This window comes from Actinomadura rubrisoli (assembly GCF_004349215.1).
GTDB classification, from domain to species: Bacteria; Actinomycetota; Actinomycetes; order Streptosporangiales; family Streptosporangiaceae; genus Spirillospora; species Spirillospora rubrisoli.
The window spans coordinates 1-16,156 of record NZ_SMKU01000206.1; the positions used below are offsets into that span (position 1 = coordinate 1).

16 protein-coding genes are annotated in these 16,156 nt (G+C 73.1%); 5 read left to right on the plus strand and 11 right to left on the minus strand.

The annotated features are described in order from the left end of the window. Window positions 1-896 (minus strand): cyclic nucleotide-binding domain-containing protein (locus tag E1298_RS30270; protein ID WP_207944921.1); only part of this gene is annotated, 896 nt, incomplete at its 3' end. 279 nt (window positions 897-1,175) lie between these two features. Between E1298_RS30270 and E1298_RS30275 the strand changes: the two genes are divergently transcribed. Beyond that, window positions 1,176-1,451 (plus strand): hypothetical protein, encoded by a 276-nt coding sequence (locus E1298_RS30275; RefSeq protein WP_207944922.1) that lies wholly within the window; start codon window positions 1,176-1,178, stop codon window positions 1,449-1,451. Between the two features lie 130 nt (window positions 1,452-1,581). On the opposite strand, the gene E1298_RS30280 is transcribed toward E1298_RS30275, so the two are convergent. From E1298_RS30280 to E1298_RS30290, 3 genes are all read right to left on the minus strand, one after another. Then, window positions 1,582-2,229: a GNAT family N-acetyltransferase gene (locus E1298_RS30280; protein WP_131899269.1), complete on the minus strand. Its 648-nt coding sequence runs from the start codon at window positions 2,227-2,229 to the stop codon at window positions 1,582-1,584. A gap of 336 nt (window positions 2,230-2,565) precedes the next feature. Continuing rightward, window positions 2,566-2,982, minus strand: a complete 417-nt coding sequence (locus tag E1298_RS30285) for a DUF6292 family protein (protein WP_131899271.1) — start codon at window positions 2,980-2,982, stop codon at window positions 2,566-2,568. A 126-nt stretch (window positions 2,983-3,108) separates the two neighbouring features. Beyond that, window positions 3,109-3,906: a GntR family transcriptional regulator gene (locus tag E1298_RS30290; RefSeq protein ID WP_131899273.1), complete on the minus strand. Its 798-nt coding sequence runs from the start codon at window positions 3,904-3,906 to the stop codon at window positions 3,109-3,111. A gap of 335 nt (window positions 3,907-4,241) precedes the next feature. Here E1298_RS30290 and E1298_RS30295 point away from each other — a divergent pair, with 335 nt between their 5' ends. Together E1298_RS30295 and E1298_RS48510 are read left to right on the plus strand one after the other, a co-directional pair. Further along, window positions 4,242-4,433 (plus strand): hypothetical protein, encoded by a 192-nt coding sequence (locus E1298_RS30295; RefSeq protein ID WP_131899275.1) that lies wholly within the window; start codon window positions 4,242-4,244, stop codon window positions 4,431-4,433. Between the two features lie 73 nt (window positions 4,434-4,506). Beyond that, entirely contained in the window at window positions 4,507-4,662 is a 156-nt protein-coding gene (locus E1298_RS48510; protein ID WP_165975740.1) for a hypothetical protein, read from the plus strand. 165 nt (window positions 4,663-4,827) lie between these two features. On the opposite strand, the gene E1298_RS30300 is transcribed toward E1298_RS48510, so the two are convergent. The 4 genes from E1298_RS30300 to E1298_RS30315 all read right to left on the minus strand — a co-directional run bounded on the left by E1298_RS30300 (window position 4,828) and on the right by E1298_RS30315 (window position 9,557). Next, window positions 4,828-7,302 (minus strand): HelD family protein, encoded by a 2,475-nt coding sequence (locus tag E1298_RS30300; RefSeq protein ID WP_131899286.1) that lies wholly within the window; start codon window positions 7,300-7,302, stop codon window positions 4,828-4,830. Window positions 7,303-7,535: 233 nt separating this feature from the next. Continuing rightward, window positions 7,536-8,372, minus strand: a complete 837-nt coding sequence (locus E1298_RS30305; protein ID WP_131899288.1) for an acetoacetate decarboxylase family protein — start codon at window positions 8,370-8,372, stop codon at window positions 7,536-7,538. 43 nt (window positions 8,373-8,415) lie between these two features. Then, the gene (locus tag E1298_RS30310) at window positions 8,416-8,922 is read right to left on the minus strand and encodes an SRPBCC family protein (RefSeq protein WP_131899290.1); all 507 of its coding nucleotides are present in this window, start codon (window positions 8,920-8,922) and stop codon (window positions 8,416-8,418) included. A gap of 32 nt (window positions 8,923-8,954) precedes the next feature. After that, entirely contained in the window at window positions 8,955-9,557 is a 603-nt protein-coding gene (locus E1298_RS30315) for an HD domain-containing protein (protein ID WP_131899292.1), read from the minus strand. 101 nt (window positions 9,558-9,658) lie between these two features. Between E1298_RS30315 and E1298_RS30320 the strand changes: the two genes are divergently transcribed. Then, the gene (locus E1298_RS30320; protein WP_131899294.1) at window positions 9,659-11,683 is read left to right on the plus strand and encodes an outer membrane protein assembly factor BamB family protein; all 2,025 of its coding nucleotides are present in this window, start codon (window positions 9,659-9,661) and stop codon (window positions 11,681-11,683) included. A 25-nt stretch (window positions 11,684-11,708) separates the two neighbouring features. On the opposite strand, the gene E1298_RS30325 is transcribed toward E1298_RS30320, so the two are convergent. The 3 genes from E1298_RS30325 to E1298_RS30335 form a co-directional block, all read right to left on the minus strand. Further along, a complete protein-coding gene (locus E1298_RS30325) occupies window positions 11,709-12,836 on the minus strand; it encodes a glycosyltransferase family 4 protein (protein ID WP_131899296.1) in 1,128 nt (375 codons plus the stop codon). A 130-nt stretch (window positions 12,837-12,966) separates the two neighbouring features. Further along, window positions 12,967-14,229, minus strand: a complete 1,263-nt coding sequence (locus E1298_RS30330) for a nucleotide sugar dehydrogenase (RefSeq protein WP_131899298.1) — start codon at window positions 14,227-14,229, stop codon at window positions 12,967-12,969. Between the two features lie 20 nt (window positions 14,230-14,249). Continuing rightward, window positions 14,250-15,710 (minus strand): glycosyltransferase family 4 protein, encoded by a 1,461-nt coding sequence (locus tag E1298_RS30335; RefSeq protein WP_243725901.1) that lies wholly within the window; start codon window positions 15,708-15,710, stop codon window positions 14,250-14,252. A 57-nt stretch (window positions 15,711-15,767) separates the two neighbouring features. Between E1298_RS30335 and E1298_RS30340 the strand changes: the two genes are divergently transcribed. After that, window positions 15,768-16,156, plus strand: a 389-nt coding sequence (locus E1298_RS30340) for a UDP-N-acetylglucosamine 2-epimerase (protein WP_243725902.1), incomplete at its 3' end; no start/stop codon positions are given.

A 16,156-nucleotide genomic window follows, 5' to 3' on the forward strand; every position in this document is an offset into this window, starting at 1 on the left:
ACCTCCGGGGAGGGCGTCCCGGCGGGGGCCGCCGCGTCGTGGGTGAGGCGGTCGTAGAACTGCCGCTCCAGGACGGCGATCACGCGCGGGTGCTCGTCCAGGAAGGCGTTGAACGCGCCCGCCGAGGCGACCAGGACCCGGACGGGGGTGAGCGCCACCACCGTGGCCGAGCGCTCCCGGACCAGCAGCATCGCGCGTTCCCCGATGAGGTCGCCGGGGCCGCGCAGGGCGATCTCGCGGTCGGTGCCGCCCGCGTCGACCGACACCTTGACCGTGCCCTCCTCGATGACGATCACCCGGTCGGCCCGGTGGTTCTCCCGGAACAGCACCGCGCCCGCCGCGTACTCCTCGCGCCGCGCCAGCGCCTCCAGGATCTCCTGCTCGGTCGGGAACAGGCAGTCCCAGAACCGGCGCCGTGCCGCGCTCGGCGCGCCTGCGCCGGGCCCCGCGAGCGGCGCCTTGCCATCAGGGCCATCGTCATCAGGGCCATCAAGGAAGGCCGGCTTGCCGGGGGACGCGGTGTGCGTGCCGGGTGGAGCGTCCTTGCGGTTCAGGGCGCCGAGCGCCGCGGTGGCGGTGTCGGTCACCTCGCGCAGCTCGCCGATGTTCTGGACCAGGCCCCTGTTCCTGGTGACCAGGGCGAGGAGCATGAGGGTGAGGCCGAGGGCGGGCAGGTGCCGCACCCGCAGCGCCACGGCGACCACCACCAGCGCGACGAGCGCCGTCGGCAGGCCGAGCAGGGCGAGCACGAGCGGGCCCCGCCCCAGCAGGACCAGCGTTACCAGGGCGGGCGAGAGGGCCGCGACGAAGGCGGCCCGGGTGATCGACTCCCGGCGCGCGCGCCGCGGCGGCCGGCCGCCGCGGCTCGGGCGGCGGGGATGGTCTCGGGGGCTCATGTGCCTCCTCCCAGGCGGCCCCGCCATGCACCGTCAGCGGGACCTACATACGAGGCTAGCCTTATATGCATACGAAGTACATATAGAACTCATACGCGAGGCATGCATAGTCCGTGCTTTGCCGGGTAGGAAGATGGCCAATTGGACAGAACTCGGCCCGTCGACGTTGACTGGCATGTGGTCGCGGCTCATACTGACCGCATACGTCGACCCGACGGCCGATGATGCGGCAGGCATCGGACCCCAGGGCGGGCGGGCGCCCGGCTAAGGAGATCCGCGATGAACAAGGGTGACGCGGCCCTGACGGGCCACGCCCACGAGAGCGCTCCGCCGGGCGACTCGACGGGCACCAAGGAGCGGGTGACCGTCAACCTCACCGGACGGGGCGCCGGCGCGCTCGGCGAGCTCGTGCGGCGCACCGGCGACTCCAAGACCGACGTCATCAACCGGGCGCTCATCGTCTACGAGCTGATCGAACGGATCACGGACGAGGGCGGAGCGGTCTTCGTCCGCGAGCCCGACTCCGCCGAGCTGGAACGCGTCCGGTTCCTCTGACGCCCGGTTCCTCTGGCGCGTCCGGTTCCTCTGACGTCCGGCTCCCTGGCGTCCGGTTCCTCTGGCGTGAGGCTCCCTGGCGTTCCAGCCCCGGCGAGCGTTCCGGTCCCGAGAGGGTGACGGCCCTTGCTCAGGAGACGTTCGACCGCGCGGGCATGTCCAGCTCGATCCAGGACGGCTCGCTGCGGAGGCGGTCGCGGGCGGTGCCGCGGCCCGCCGTGGATCCGTGCCGCGTGCGCGGTCCCGGACGGACGAGGCGCGTGTCCCGCTGGAACAGCGCCCCCGCCGGATAGCCGGGGATCGCGGTCGACCGCCGCACCCACTCGAAGCCCCGGTCCAGGTAGTACCGGTGCAGGGCGTGGTTGTCGGACCACACGTCGATCCTGATCCAGCGGGCGTTGTGCTCGCGGCGCGCGCGCTGCGCGGCCCAGTCGAGGAGCTGGGCGCCGATCCACAGGCCCGCGTATCTCCGGTGGACGACGAGCCGGTGCAGGTAGACGGCCGGCTCCGTGCATTCCAGGTCGGTCCAGAGGCCCTCGTCGGGCTCCGGCGTGAGGGAGACGGTGGCGACCGCCACCGCGCCGTCCCAGAGGATCCAGCTCTCGCCGTCGACCAGTGACTCGTAGATCCGCCGGTCACGTTCCTCGCGGCTGGGCCAGGGCCGGTTCCACTGGGTGGTGCCCTTGGTCCTGAGCCAGTCGGCCGCGTCGTCGATCAACGCGGTGAGGGTCCGGAGGTCGCCGGGGAGGGCCGGGCGCAGCTGAAGGCTTGGTCCCACGTTCGGTCCCGTTCGCGCAGACGAATGAGATGGTCATTAGTGGCCGCCGTTGTGTGCCGCCGTGACATGCCCGATTTCGGGCAGACAATCACCGTAACCCACTCTGTGGTGCCGGGCGAGAGGTCAGACCGCCGGTGCGCCTTCGCGCTGCCGCGAACGCGCAGGAGGACGGGACGCGCCGCGTTCGCGGATCGGGGCGCTGACCGGATCGGGACAGGCCGCAAAGCGCGACCGCCGTGCCGCCCCCCGGTTCGGAGGAGACGGCACGGCGGCGCGTGTGAGGCCGGGTCAGGGCGCGCGTGAGGCCGGGTCAACGGGTCATTCGGAGAACACGGGTCACTCGGTGAACACCGAGCGCACGGTGTCGTCGAAGCGCTCGGGGTCCTCGTCGTGGTCGCGGAACCTGCGGTACGGCTCGGACTCGCCGTCCACCACGCGCCGCGCGACCTCACCCGGTGCAAGCAGCAGCTCCCCACCGAGGTAGCGGGGATCACGCAGCCGCGTCCGCTCGCCGGGACGGCCGCTCACGAACCCGCCGAGGCGCCAGCCGGACTCCTCGTCCCAGACGAGGGCGTGGCTCTGGCCGTCCTTGAGGTAGCGGATCGTGGCGTCCCGGGGGCCGCTCGGGTCGAGCCAGCTCTGCTCAAGCTCGACCCCCACCGCGCGCAGCGCCATCGCTGAGCGGGTGATGTAGGGCCGCAGCAGATCGAGGCTCGGATCCTCGTGGCCGGGTGGCATGCCGTTGTCTGACATCGGGTCTCCAGAGTGGATGGGAAGGCGGCGACGATGCCGCCCCATAGCTCAGGTAAAGGCACAACGAATACCCGGCCGGCCATCGAACCATGGCCGGCCGGTGCGTCTCGCCGCACGTCCGGGTGGTCAGCCCTCGTCGTCCGCCGGCATCTCCGCCTCGATGACGAAGATGTTGCGATCGGTGCGGTAGGTGGTGATGGTGTGGCGGCAGGGCGTCCCATCGGTGTCATAGGTGGTGCGCCGATGCTCGAACACCTGGACGCCGCCCCCGGGCGGCAGGTTGAAGAAATCCGTCTCGACCTTGTCCGGCGCCCGGACCGAGAGGCCGTCGCGGTAGCTGGCCTGCTTGATCCCGAGGGTGGCCTGGAGGTAGGCGACCGTGCCCTCGACGATGTCCTCGTTGCGCAGCAGCTTGGTGGCGCCGCGCTCGACGAAGGAGAACGGGTAGTAGGACGTCTGCAGCGACCACGGGATCGGGGTGCCGTCGCTGTTGGTGATGAAGCGCTGCTGGTGGCGCCCGATGAGCGACTCGTCGGAGTCCACGCGCAGGGCGGACGCCTTGGCCCGGTCGCCGGTCTTGATCTCGACGTTCGGCTTGGACGCGGTCGCCCTGCGGCCGACCTTGCTCACCTCGGCGATCCACGCCTCGCCCTCGCCGCCGCTGAACCCCGTCTTCTGCTCGGGGGTCAGTGTGACGCGGAAGACCTCCGGCTTCTCCACGACGTACGTGCCCTTGCCCGGCCGGGTCTCCAGCAGCTGGAGGACCTTGAGCTGGGCGATCGCGTCGCGGATGGTGTTGCGTGCCGTGTCGTACTCGTTGGCGAGCTCCTTCTCGGTCGGCAGCTGTTCGCCGGGAGTGAGATCGCCGTGCTCGATCTTCTCGCGCAGCGTGTCGGCGATCTCCTGGTAGCGGGGGCTGGGCATCGCCTCTCCTTGTCATCCCAACGATCCGGATGGTCTGACCAACACCACTGGGCTGTTTCATGCCGATCGGCCCAACTATCCAGGATGTACCCATGATCCAGGTTTAGTTCTCATGGTGGCGGATATCCCTGCGTATGAGAGTTGTTGGGATGACTTGGACGAGTCACCTTGCACAGCTGAGGTTACTCGCCTAGGGGATCCCATGCATCTAGGACAGGTGGATTGCTCAAAAAGTTCTACCAAGAGGGATGAAAGGAGCCGGATCTCACCACCTGTCGCAGGAGCCCCACGGCACCCGGGCACGCGCACGGGAACAGCATCGAGGAGCGGCCTTCATGTTCGAGCTGGCGATGACCATAAGCCTGGCAGTCCTGATCTTCTTGGCCTACATCGCGCACTGCGTCGGCCTTGGCTGGCGGACCCGTACCCGCATGGTCGGCAGCGTCCGGACGCCGGCCACCGGCTTTCTCGAGCGGCTCGACCGGTACTCGGTCGGGCTGGTCGAGCGGCATCCGAACCAACAGTGATCATTGCCCCGATCCCCGCACCCCCGACGATCGATCGTCCCGGGGCCGGGCGCGGCAGACAAGGAAGCGTCTCGTGAAGCGCCACGTGATCATCCATGTCGATCTGAGCTGGGAGCAGCCCAGCGATCGAGCCGAGCCGGAGGTGGTCAGGGAGCCCGCCGGTGCCCTGGCCGGCCCCGTCCCCGCCACGCCCCCCGACGAGGAGGAGCCGGCGGACGACGGGCCCTGACGGCGGCACGACGACACGCAGGACGGACCGGCACAAAGTAACAGCAAGACCGATTAGTACGACGGACCAGCAGCACGACGGCGCCGTAACCGGGGGGAGTCGCGACCGAGAGGTCGCCGGTGGGGACCGGTACGCGGTGCCGTGACGGGGTGGACGCCAGGAGGGTCAGCCTCGGTCGGTGAGGAGCGTCCGCTCCCATTCCGGATCGGCGGTGAGGACGGTCAGGCGCTGCGTCGCGCGGGAGACGGCGACGTACAGGACCCTCAGCCCGCGCGGGGACTGGGCGGCGACGGTCTCCGGCGCCACGATCACGGCCGCGTCGAACTCCAGGCCCTTGGCCTCCAGCACGTCCAGCACCTGCACCCGCTCGGGCAGCCCGTCGGCGAGCCGCTCGCGGGCGGCCGGGGTCCAGACGGGCGGATCCTCCTGCTGGAGGGCCAGTTGCCCGCTCTCCTCCAGCGCGAACGGGACGATGAGGCCGATGGTGCCCTCGACCTGGCCGAGCAGTTCCTCGACCGCCTCGCGCGCGGCGCCGGCGAGGTCCGATTCCGGGACGACCCGCACGGCGGGATCGATGCCGGAGGTCCGGACGGCGCGGGCCGGCCGCGCCTCGGGCAGCGCCCGCGCCAGCACCCGCGCCGACACGGCCGCGATCTCGGTGGAGTTGCGGTAGTTGGTGGTGAGCTCGTACTCGTTGCGGACCCGGCGCGGCGCGGTCCCCCGGCCCCCGCGCTGCCCCCGGCGGGACCGTCCCCGCGAGGACGGCCGCTCGCCGCCGAGCGCCGCATCCATCGCCCGGCGCGCCGCGTCCAGGTCCTCCCAGGCGCTCTGCGCGGGGTCCTCCACGATGGTCCAGCTGGCCTGGCGGCCGCGGCGGCCGAGCATCCGCCACTGCATGGGGGACAGGTCCTGCGCCTCGTCCACGACGATGTGGGCGTACTCCGGCCGCTCCTCGACCACGCCGTCGTCGACGCGCCGCGACCGCTCCAGCCGCTCCATGGACGTGGACAGCTCCTGCATCTCCGGCTCCCACGTCTCGTCGGCCACCTCCTCGCCGGTGAGGATGTTGACGCCGTCCACCACGAACGGGTCGTCGTCGGTGTGCGCCCGGCGGCGGCGGGACGGGCGGGGCGGCGGGCCGAGCAGCGCGTCGATCTCGTCCAGCAGCGCGACGTCCTGGTAGCTGAGCGGCGCGCCGTCCCCGGCCCAGGACGCGGCGAGCGGCGTGACGTCCGCCCGATCGAGGTCGCGGCCCGCCGCGCGGCGCAGCCGGTCGGGGTCGCCGAGCGAGCGCAGCACGTCCAGCGGGCGCCGGATCGGCCACCAGGCGACGAGGAAGTCGGTGAACGAGCGCTGCTCGCGGACGCGGGCGTCGAACTGGGCGCGCTTCGGGTCGCCGTCGCCCTCCCGAAGCCCGCCCCTCCCGCGGTCGGCCTCGTCGTCGAGCGGGTCCAGGCCGTCCGCCGCGAGGATCGCGTTCCACAGCCCGGCCTCGGCGCCCTCCGCCGCCTCGGCCGCCTCCGGGCCGCCCAGGTCGTTGAAACGCTGCCACAGTGCGTCCAGGAGCTGCTCGGCGGCGCGCCCGCGGGCCGCGTTGACGCTGCCGCGGCTGCGCCGGTGCACCTCGGCCCGGATCCGGTCGAGGCGGTCGCGCTCCAGCGTCACGACCACGCCCTTGAACACCACGCGCAGCTCGCCCGGGGCGCCGGGCGCGTGGTCGGCGACCGCGCGGCGCAGCACGGCGGCCATCGTCTCCCCGCCCTTGAGGCGGGCGAGCCGGGGGCCGTCGTGGACGGTGGCGGTCGCGTCGTCGACCAGGTCGCCGAGGGAGCGCAGCGTCGCCGAGCCCTCGCCGAGGGACGGCAGCACGCGCTCGATGTAGGCGGTGAACCGGCGGTTCGGCCCGATGACCAGCACGCCGCGGGACCCGAACCGCCGCCGGTGCCGGAACAGCAGGTAGGCGACGCGGTGCAGCGCGACGGCGGTCTTGCCCGTCCCGGGGGCGCCGCGCACCAGCACCGTGCCGTCGGCGGGGGCGCGGATCACCTCGTCCTGCTCGCGCTGGATCGTCGCGACGATGTCGCGCATCGCGCCCTCGCGGGTCCGCGCGAGGGAGGCCAGGAAGGCGCCGTCGCCGACGACCGTCATCCCGTCGGCGGCGCCCGGGTCGAGCAGGTCGTCCTCCAGGTCGACGACGGTGTGGCCGCGCGAGTGCAGGACGCGGCGGCGGACCACGCCGCGCGGGTCCTCGGGGGTGGCGCGGTAGAAGTCCTCGGCGGCCGGCGCCCGCCAGTCGATCACGATGGAGTCGTGGTCGCGGGTCCGCACGCCGATGCGGCCGACGTAGCGGACCTCCTGGGAGGCCAGGTCGAGCCGGCCGAAGACCAGCCCGTCGTCGGCGACGTCCAGCGCCTGGGCGCGCAGCGCCGCCTGGTGGACCATCGCGTCGCGGTCGACGAGCGAGGACTTGGTGCCGGCGAGCGACTGCCGGTAGCCCTCGCGGATCATGGCCTGGGCGTCCGCGCGCATCTCCTCCAGCCGCTCGTAGGCGACGTCGACGTAGCGCTGCTCAACGGCGATCTCTTGGTCCTTGACCGTGCCGCCGGTGCTGGACGGCCGCCCGGTGACCTTGGACGACATGCAGGCTGCTCCTCGCGACTCTGCTGCGCCGGGGACGGCCCCCGGCACCCCGAAGGGGCGAAAGAGACAGCTTATGCGTTCCCCACGACGTTCAGCGTGGAGCGGACATCAGGGCCGCCCGCCCGGCGCGCCGGACCGGGGCGAGGCGAACTCGTGCCGTGCGGCGTGCGGCTACGCGCGCACCCGTGTGGCCCCTTCGAAGCTCATCGCGAGGTGCCCGACCGTGCTGCTGCTCAGCGCGCGCGCCCAGTCGAGGCATAGGGCGCTTCTTTTGGATCTACGTTCTGTTGCGCGGCGCCCAGGCACGCACCTCGCCGCGTTGTCGTCGGTCGACAGCCAACACCGGGCTGCCTCCCTCCTCCGCCTTGCGATGCACGCACCTGGACGCCGCTCACGACGAACAAGACCCAAAAGAAACGCCCTAGACCGCGCAGTTCCTGGGCCACCGGATGGTCGCCCAGGACGACCTTGGCGCCGCCAAGGCGGAGCCGCACATCGGACGGTGCGACCGTCCACGGCGTGCGCCGGGTGACGCCGTCCAGGCACGAGTACGCGTCGACCTTGGGCGTTCGGGTCGTGCCTGGCACGGGAAGGCCCGGCCGGACGGAAAGCTCGATCGCGGTGCGTCCGCCGAACTGCACCGCGCACCGCTTGACACGTCCGGCGAGGTTCATGGGGATGCGGGCGAGCTCCTTGGGGAAGCCCCAGATCGTCCGTCCGGCCTCCAGCGTGAACTCCTGGTCGACCGGCAGCCAGTGGATGAAGGCCCCGACGTCCGAGAGCCCGCGCAGGCGGCCCAGCGCACCGGCGGGCGGCGGCGTCCCGGGAGGCCGGACGAGGAACGCGACCGCGAACTCGTGGTACGGCCCGAGGTCGCCGTCGGTGTAGCGGACGAACGCCAGCGAGCACACCGCGCGGCCGGGCAGCGGTTCGGCGACGTCGAGCCCGGAGTAGGCGATGACGGCCTGGGCCGCGGCGGCGGGCACGGCGAACATCGCCGAGGCGACGGCGGCCTCGCGGATCCGCACCGGGAGGACGACCTGTTCGCCCTGGATCGCATGGGCTTGCACGGCGCGTGTCACACCTTTAGTAGAACAGGTTCTTGTTTTTCTGTCACCCCGCCCGGCCCTTTTCAACCCCGGACCTGACGCGGTCGAGGGTGGCGCGCATCCCCCTACGGTTGACGGCCGCGCGCCCGTCCGCCGGGACGCCGGTGAAGAGCTTCCCGAGCAGCGAGACGAACGCGGCGCCGCGGTTGTCGCGGCGCAGGTCCTCCCAGTACTCGGTCAGCCGCGTGCGGGGCGCGCCGTCGCCGCCGCCGATGTCTTCGATGCGGTAGCCCCACAGCGCGACGGGCATCCCGAAGCTCGACACCCGGAAGGCGAACGCCTCGCCCGGGACCGCGACGGTCACCTGGCAGGTGGTGAACCACACCCGCCAGCCGAGCCGGTTGAACCCGACGAACCTCGTCCCCGGAACGATCGCGCGGCCGCGGACCCAGGCCGCGAAGACCTCCGGGCTCCACTCGCGCATCCGCCGGGGATCGGCCACCGCCGCGTACACCGCCCTCGGCCCGGCCTCGACCGCGACGCTCTCCTCGACGACCCATTCGCGTTCCATGGCCGCATCATCCCGCACATGCGACCGCCCGGTCATCTGAGGTGGGCGAAGCGGTCCCGCCAGGCCGCGTACCAGCCGGTGAACCAGGGCTCCCCCTCCGCGAGCGGCAGGACGTAGGTCACCGTCTCGGCGTAGTAGCGGCGCTGGAAGTCCGGCGGCATCTGGTCGAGCCGCTGGACGTTGCTCGCCCGGTCGGCCAGCTTCACCGCGACCGCCGCGGGCGGGGCGTCGCGGAGTCTGCGCAGGTAGGCGGACTTGGCCGCGCGCTTGGCCTGCCGCCCCGCGCCTCCGGCGGGCGGCTTGGTGACCCAGTCGACCAGCTCGGTCACCTCGGGCCCGAACGCGGCCTCCACCTCGGCGAGGGTGGCGGCGGTGTCCTCCACGACGTCGTGCAGCAGCGCGGCGTCCAGGATCGCGGGATCGGTCACCCCGGCGCCGCGGACGAGCACCTCCAGCGCCTCCAGCAGGTGCTCGACGTAGGGGACGCCCGTCGGCCGCCGCTGGTCGCCGTGCCACCGCTGCGCCGCCACCGCCGCCCGTTCCAGGCGATCCAGGTCGATCCCGGACTCGGCGCCGGACGCCGCCAGGTCGGCGCGGGCCGCGTCCCACGTGCGCCAGCGGGTGAAGACCTCCACGGTTCCTCCGATCTGCCCCGGCCGTGTCGCGCGGGCGCCCGTCTCAGGGCATGGTTGGAGTCGTTCTCGCAACACCGTACGGGGAGGGAGGCGGCGCGGTCGTGGTCGGGAGCCGGCAGCGCCCCGGAGGCCGGTCCGGGCGCGCGGGGCGGGTCCGGCTCGCGCTCGGCGTCGTCTCGGGCGTGGTGGCGGTCGCGCTGTGCGCCGTGCTCGTCGACCGGTTCGTCCTGCGCGCCGAGTGGTGGCAGGTGCGGCACACCGTCACCGGCGAGCCGGTCGCCCCGCAGAGCGGGGTCGGCCCGCCGCCCGGCCCGCTCACGGCGAGCTGGGAGCAGCCCACGCGGATGCACCACGGGCCCGTCGCCGGATACGACAGCGTCGCCTACGACGTCGCGCAGGGCCAGGTGGTGACGGCCTCCGGACGCGGCCTTGAGGTGCGCGACGCCCGCACCGGCGCCGGCCGCTGGAGCTACCGCCGCTCCGGGTGGACGCTGCTCGGCTGGTCCGCCACCCGGTCCCGGCTGATCGCCTACTTCGAGCGGGACGGGCGGCGCGACGACCGGCTGCTCGTCGGGTTCGACGCATTGTCGGGCGGGCTGCTGTGGCGGCGCGAGGGCGACCGTCCCGCGGCGGCGTCCCGGACGACGCTGCGCTGGCCCGCCGGGTCCGGGGTGGTGCTGACCACCGACGAGGGGCGCCGGGAGCTGACCGGGCGGTCGGCGGAGTCCGGGGCGGAGGTCTGGCGGCGGCGGCTCCCGGCCGGCTGCCGGCTGTTCGAGGGCGCCGGGCGCCCGTCCGACGCGCGGGAGACGCTCGCCGCGCTGGCCCTCGACTGCCCCGGCCGCAGCCGGCTGCTGGCCGTCGACCCGGCGTCCGGACGCATCCGCTGGAGCCGCCCGCTCGGCTCCGCCGAATCGCCCGAGGTGGCGATGCTGGACGGCGTGACCCTGGCCTCGGACGGGACGGCGCTCCGCGCGTTCGACCAGCACGGCACCCAGTTCGGCGTCTGGGAGGGCGACGGCGTCTGCGGTGACGCCGTGTGCCCGAGCGTGCTCGCGGCGGGGCGGCTCGTGGTGGTCTTCCGCCCGGAGGGCGCCCGGCAGGGCACCGCCCGGATGGAGGCGAGGGACGTGCCGTCGGGCCGCGTGGCCTGGCGCCGCGACGTCCCCGCCTACGCGGCCCTGGCACAGGCGGGCGGCCGCGTCTACGCGCTGCGCCCCCGCCTGTCGGAGGTGCTGCTGCCCGCCGGGATCGACATCGTCTCCGCCGACGGGGGCACCACGACGACGGCGCCCGCGCCGATCGCGGTCGATCCGGACCTTCCGGGCGTACGGCCGTGGATGGCGGCGGCCGGCGGGCTCCTGTACGTGGCGGTCGCCGAGGCCCCGCCGCGCCCGGAGGGCTCGGCGCGGCTGATCGCCTTCCGCGGCGGCCCCGCCGGGACCGGGCCCGCCGAGCTCGGCGGCGTGGCGGAGGCCGACTGGCCGGACGCCTGCGCCCTTCTCGAAAAGCCCGATCTGGCCGCCGTCCGCCTGGACTCCTACGCCACCGGGCCGACCCGCGCGAGCGTCGGGCGGGTGCACCTTCCGCACCCGGTGTCCTGCACGTACGAGCCGCAGCGCAAGGCCCGCGGCGGATCGAGGCCAGGCCAGGACGGCACCCCGGGCGACGGCGCCCCGCACGAGGACGACGCGCGCCCGGGCGCCTCACCCTCGCCAGGAGCGCCCCAGCCCACCCCCGGCCCGTCCGGCACCCGCTTCGGCCACGGCCCGAGCACCGCGAAGCCGGACGGAGACCGCGACGGCGGAGGCAGCGACGACAGGGAGCGCGGGGCCGGGGAGCGGGACGCGGCCGAGGCGGAGCCGGTCGTCCGGGGGCTGACCGTGAGCATCCGGTGGGTGGCCGATGGGCCCGCGACGGCCTCGCGGCTGCTGGACAGCCTCCAGGCCACCCAGGCGCAGGTGCGGCAGCGCCGCGACATCGGCGGCGACGAGGCGTACGAGATCGGCCCGACGGCCGGGACGATCGCGCTGCGCGTCGGCCGCTTCATCGTGGTCGTGGACGCGAGCAACCCGCCGGGCGCGGCCGCCCGCGTCGCCCACTACGTCGCCCTCCGCCTCCGCTGACCCGCCCCGCTGACGTGCGGCGGGTTCAGAACTCGGGGACGGGTTCCGGGTCGGCGACGAAGGCGGGGCTGCGGCCCGCCCAGCCCTCCAGCTGGGCGACGAAGCGCTCGGCGTGGACGGGCCAGTGGAAGCGCGCGCGGGCCGTCTCGTAGCCGCGCTTGCCCATGCCGACGCGCAGCTCGGGGTCGTCGCGGAGGCGGCGGACTGCGTCCGCGGCGGCGGCCGGGTCGCCGAAGGGGACGATCAGCCCGCAGCCGGACGGATCGACGATGTCCACGGCGGGCGGGTTCGGCGTGCTGATCACCGGGACCCCGCGGGCCATGTACTCCACGACCTTGGTCGGCATCGAGTGCCGGTAGTTGGGCTCGTCGTGCAGGAGCGCGAGGCCGGCCATCGCGCCCTCGGCGATCCGCAGGGCGCGGTCGTTCGGGACGAACCCGTACCAGCGGAGGACGCCCTCGCGCTGGGCGTCGCGGAGCGCGGGACGGACCGCGGCGTCGGCCGCGCCGATCAGCTCGACCATGATGCCCTCGGGGGCCAGCAGCCGGGCCATCTCGATCATGTCGAGGGCGCCGCGCGCGACCGACAGGTGCCCGACGTAGACGGCGCGGCGGCCGTCCGGCGGGCCGGGGGGCAGGTCGGAGACGTAGGTGGTGTTGGGCACCACCGGGTGCTCGTCGCGGAACCGGTCCCGGTAGCCCTCCTCGGCGAGCAGCAGCCGGTGCCGCCGCTCGGCGCGCTTCTCCAGCCGCCGGACGGCCGGGCGCAGGAAGGGGCGCACCGGGCGGGGCACCCAGCCCTTGGCGGTGAGCGCGGCGGCGGTGTCCTCGTGGACGTCCCACACGACCGTCCGCTCGCGTACCGCGCGGGGCATCGAGACGAGCAGCTCGGGGTCGTGCAGGAGGATCAGGTCCGCGTACGCGGCGTGCTCGGTGAGCGCCCGGTGGGCGGCGCGGAGGGCGCGGACCCTCCGCCGCCCCGTCGCCCGCGGCACGTCCACCGGACTGATCTCGCGCCACGGGGTCACGTTGCATGCCCGGAATGGGGCGATATAGGTGACCTCGTGCCCGGCGTCGAGGAGCGCGCGTATCTGCCGATGCAGAATGCGCGCATCCTCCGGATGATGCACGATCGTGCAGACACAGACCCGCATTCCACTCACTCCGCAACATGCCGAAATATCGCCTGAGGCCGAGTCTTGGACGGCCATGGAAATCACCGATGAATTCCCGTCGTCCAGAAGGTGGACGCCGCCGGGCAAGTCACTCACTTCTGCTAGGGCCCTAGAGCATCTCGACGGTCTCGCCCTGGACCTCGCGCGCGCGGCCCCGGGTGTCGAACAGCAGCCGCGAATGACGCGCGAGCGTCGCCGCGTCGTAGGACCCGTGGTCGGCCAGCACGATCGCGAGATCCGCGCCCTCCAGGGCCGTGGCGAGGTCGTCGCCGGCGTTGCGCACCTCCGCGCCCTCGACCTCCCAGTCGGAGACGTACGGGTCGTGGAAGGAGAGGTCGGCGCCGAGCCGGGCCAGACGCCGCGCGACGGGGCGGGCCGGGGATTCGCGCTGGTCGGCGATGTCGGCCTTGTAGGTGACCCCCAGCAAGAGGACCTTCGCGCCCTTCAGAGCCCGTCCCTCGCGGTTGAGGAGCTGCTGGGCCCGCTCGACCACGTAGCGCGGCATCCGCTCGTTGATCTCCTGCGCCAGCTCCACGAACCGGAACGGGTAGCCCAGCGAGCGGACCTTGTACGACAGGTAGTTCGGGTCGATCGGGATGCAGTGCCCGCCCACGCCCGGCCCCGGCCGGAACGCCTGGAAGCCGAACGGCTTGGTGGCCGCGCAGTCGATCGCGTCCCACAGGTCGATGCCCAGCTCGTGGCAGAACACCGCCATCTCGTTGACCAGCGCGATGTTGACGTGCCGGTAGGTGTTCTCCAAAAGCTTGGCCATCTCGGCCTCGCGGGTGCCCTTGGCCTCGACCACCCGGTCCACGAACTTGCCATAGAACGCCGAGGCGGCCGACGCGCACGCCGGCGTCAGCCCCCCGACGATCTTGGGCGTGTTGCGGACCCCGTAGACGGGGTTGCCCGGGTCGATGCGCTCCGGTGAGAACGCCAGGTGGAACTCGTCCCCCGCCACAAGGCCGGACTTCTCCAGGATCGGGCGGACGACCTCCTCGGTGGTCCCGGGGTAGGTGGTCGACTCCAGCACCACCAGCACCCCCGGCTCCAGGTGCCGGGCGACCGTCTCGGCGGCCCCCCGGACGGCGGTCAGGTCCGGGCCGCCCTCGTCCGACAAGGGAGTCGGGACGCAGATGACCACGGTGCGGGCGCCATCTAGGACGTTCTCGTCGAGGCTCGGGGCGAATCCGGCCCCGAGCATCTTCTCGACCTCGGCGGGCGAGACGTCGTCGATGTGCGACAGACCGGCCTTGAGCCCGGCGACCACGCGCGCGTCGCGGTCGAACCCGCCGACCTCCAGCCCCGCCCGGCAGGCCTCCCGCACGAGAGGGAGTCCCACGTAGCCGAGTCCGATGACCACCAGATCCATACCCGGCTCCCTTCGAAGTTCTATGTGATGGCGTATGCCGCCCGGTAGCCGGCCGCGACGGCCCGCCACGTGCGCTCCGCCCTCACCCACTCCCGAGCCGACTGTCCGATTTTCCGGCGTCTTTCTGGAGCGTAAATGAGCTCATCGAGGGAATTCGCCCATGCTTCCGGGTCTTCCGGAAGTGTTAACGTGCCCGTCACGCCCGGTTCCACGATTTCGCGAAGAGCCTTGACATCACTTGCTATTACTGGGATTCCCCCGGCCATCGCCTCGATCGGCTTGAGGGGCGTGACCAATTGGCAGACCCGGTCCGCACGGCGGGGGACCGCGAAGACATCGAGGATCGAGTGGTAGCGACGAACGGAGCCCATCGGCACGCGCCCGGTGAACACGGCGTGAACGCCGTGCCCGGCCGCGCGCCTTTCGAGCGCGCCGCGCTCGGGGCCGTCGCCCACCAGCAGCAGCGTGACGGGCGTGCCCCGGTCGCGCAGCAGCGCCGCCGCTTCGATCAGCGTGTCGATGCCCTCGTAGCCGTAGAACGAGGACGTGAGGCCGACGACCGGCACGTCCGCCGGGATGGCGAGGTCGACCCGCAGGTCCGCCGCGTCCGGGAGCGGCTGCAGGAACGCCTCGTCCACGCCGTTCGGCACCGTGAAGATCTTCTCGGCGGGGACGCCGCGGGACGCGATCTCCGCGCGCATCGCCTCGCCGAGCGTGACGACGGCGTCGGCCTCGGCCATGCGCCGCGTCTCCAGCTCGCGGGTGAGCCGGTAGAACTCGTCCGTCTCCTTATGGGCGGGGTCACGCGACAGCCAGGAATCCTCCAAGAAGCCCCGCACCTCGTAGACGACGGGCAGCCCGTGCCGGCGGCCGAGTTCCAGCGCGACGGCGGCGTTCAGGTGGTTGCTGACGGCGTGCAGCACCGCGGGCCGCAGCTCGCGCACCAGCCGCCCGGCGAGGTCGGCGCCCTTGCCGACCGCCCGGACGGGGTTCGAGGGCGGCAGCCAGGGGATCAGCCGGTGGTAGGGGACGCCGTCGACCTCCACAAGGGGCCGCGCGTCGCCGACGCCCTGGCTGAGGGGGTAGCCGAGGCGGGTCGCCACGTGGGTGTCCAGGCCGAGCTCCTCCCGCTGCGCCAGTGCGATCCGGTGCGTCCGGACGGTGTAGCCGGCGTTCGTGCGCGGGAGCGCGTTCGTCACCAGCTGCAGGACGCACGTCCCGGAGGGGGGAGCGAGGTCGTTGTCTTTCCGCGGAGCGGCGGGGGCCTGCGGTGCGCGGGCCAGCAGGGCGCGCAGCTCGGTGGTCTCGCGCTGGAGGCCCCGGGGCTTCGGCACCGCGAGACGCGAGTGCCGCAGGCGGGCGCCGGGGGGGCCGGGAACCACCCGGGCCAGCAGCCGCACGGCGAGCCGGGGCGCCCGCCCCGGGTCGTCGCGGAGCTGGCGCCAGGTCAGTCCCAGCAGGTAGACGGGTTTTTTGAGCACGGCGGGCGAGCGTAGGCAACCCCGATGAACAGAAGGGAAATTGTGTTGGCACCCATCGTGCACGTCCTGGGGGCGCGGCCGAACTTCGTCAAGGCCGCCCCGGTGATCGGCGCCCTGAGCGCGGCCGGCGCCGAGCAGGCGGTGGTCCATACCGGCCAGCACTACGACGCGCGGATGTCGGAGATCTTCTTCGACGAGCTGGGCCTCCCGGAGCCCGACGTCAACCTCGGCGTCGGCTCCGGCACGCACGCCGAGCAGACCGCCGCGCTCATGATCGGGCTGGAGAAGGAGTTCACGAGCCGTTCACCCGTGCTCGTCATCGTGTACGGCGACGTGAACTCGACGATCGCCGCCGCGCTGGTCGCGGCCAAGCTGCACATCCCGGTCGCCCATGTGGAGGCCGGGCTGCGCAGCTTCGACATGACCATGCCCGAAGAGGTCAACCG

Coding starts and splice junctions, on each gene's coding strand:
- E1298_RS30300 (WP_131899286.1), bottom strand. CDS start 7,302: ATGTCGTCCAAGGTCACCGGGCGGCCGTCCAGCACCGGCGGCACGGTC.
- E1298_RS30275 (WP_207944922.1), top strand. CDS start 1,176: ATGAACAAGGGTGACGCGGCCCTGACGGGCCACGCCCACGAGAGCGCT.
- E1298_RS30330 (WP_131899298.1), bottom strand. CDS start 14,229: ATGGATCTGGTGGTCATCGGACTCGGCTACGTGGGACTCCCTCTCGTG.
- E1298_RS30325 (WP_131899296.1), bottom strand. CDS start 12,836: ATGCGGGTCTGTGTCTGCACGATCGTGCATCATCCGGAGGATGCGCGC.
- E1298_RS30290 (WP_131899273.1), bottom strand. CDS start 3,906: ATGCCCAGCCCCCGCTACCAGGAGATCGCCGACACGCTGCGCGAGAAG.
- E1298_RS30295 (WP_131899275.1), top strand. CDS start 4,242: ATGTTCGAGCTGGCGATGACCATAAGCCTGGCAGTCCTGATCTTCTTG.
- E1298_RS30285 (WP_131899271.1), bottom strand. CDS start 2,982: ATGTCAGACAACGGCATGCCACCCGGCCACGAGGATCCGAGCCTCGAT.
- E1298_RS30310 (WP_131899290.1), bottom strand. CDS start 8,922: ATGGAACGCGAATGGGTCGTCGAGGAGAGCGTCGCGGTCGAGGCCGGG.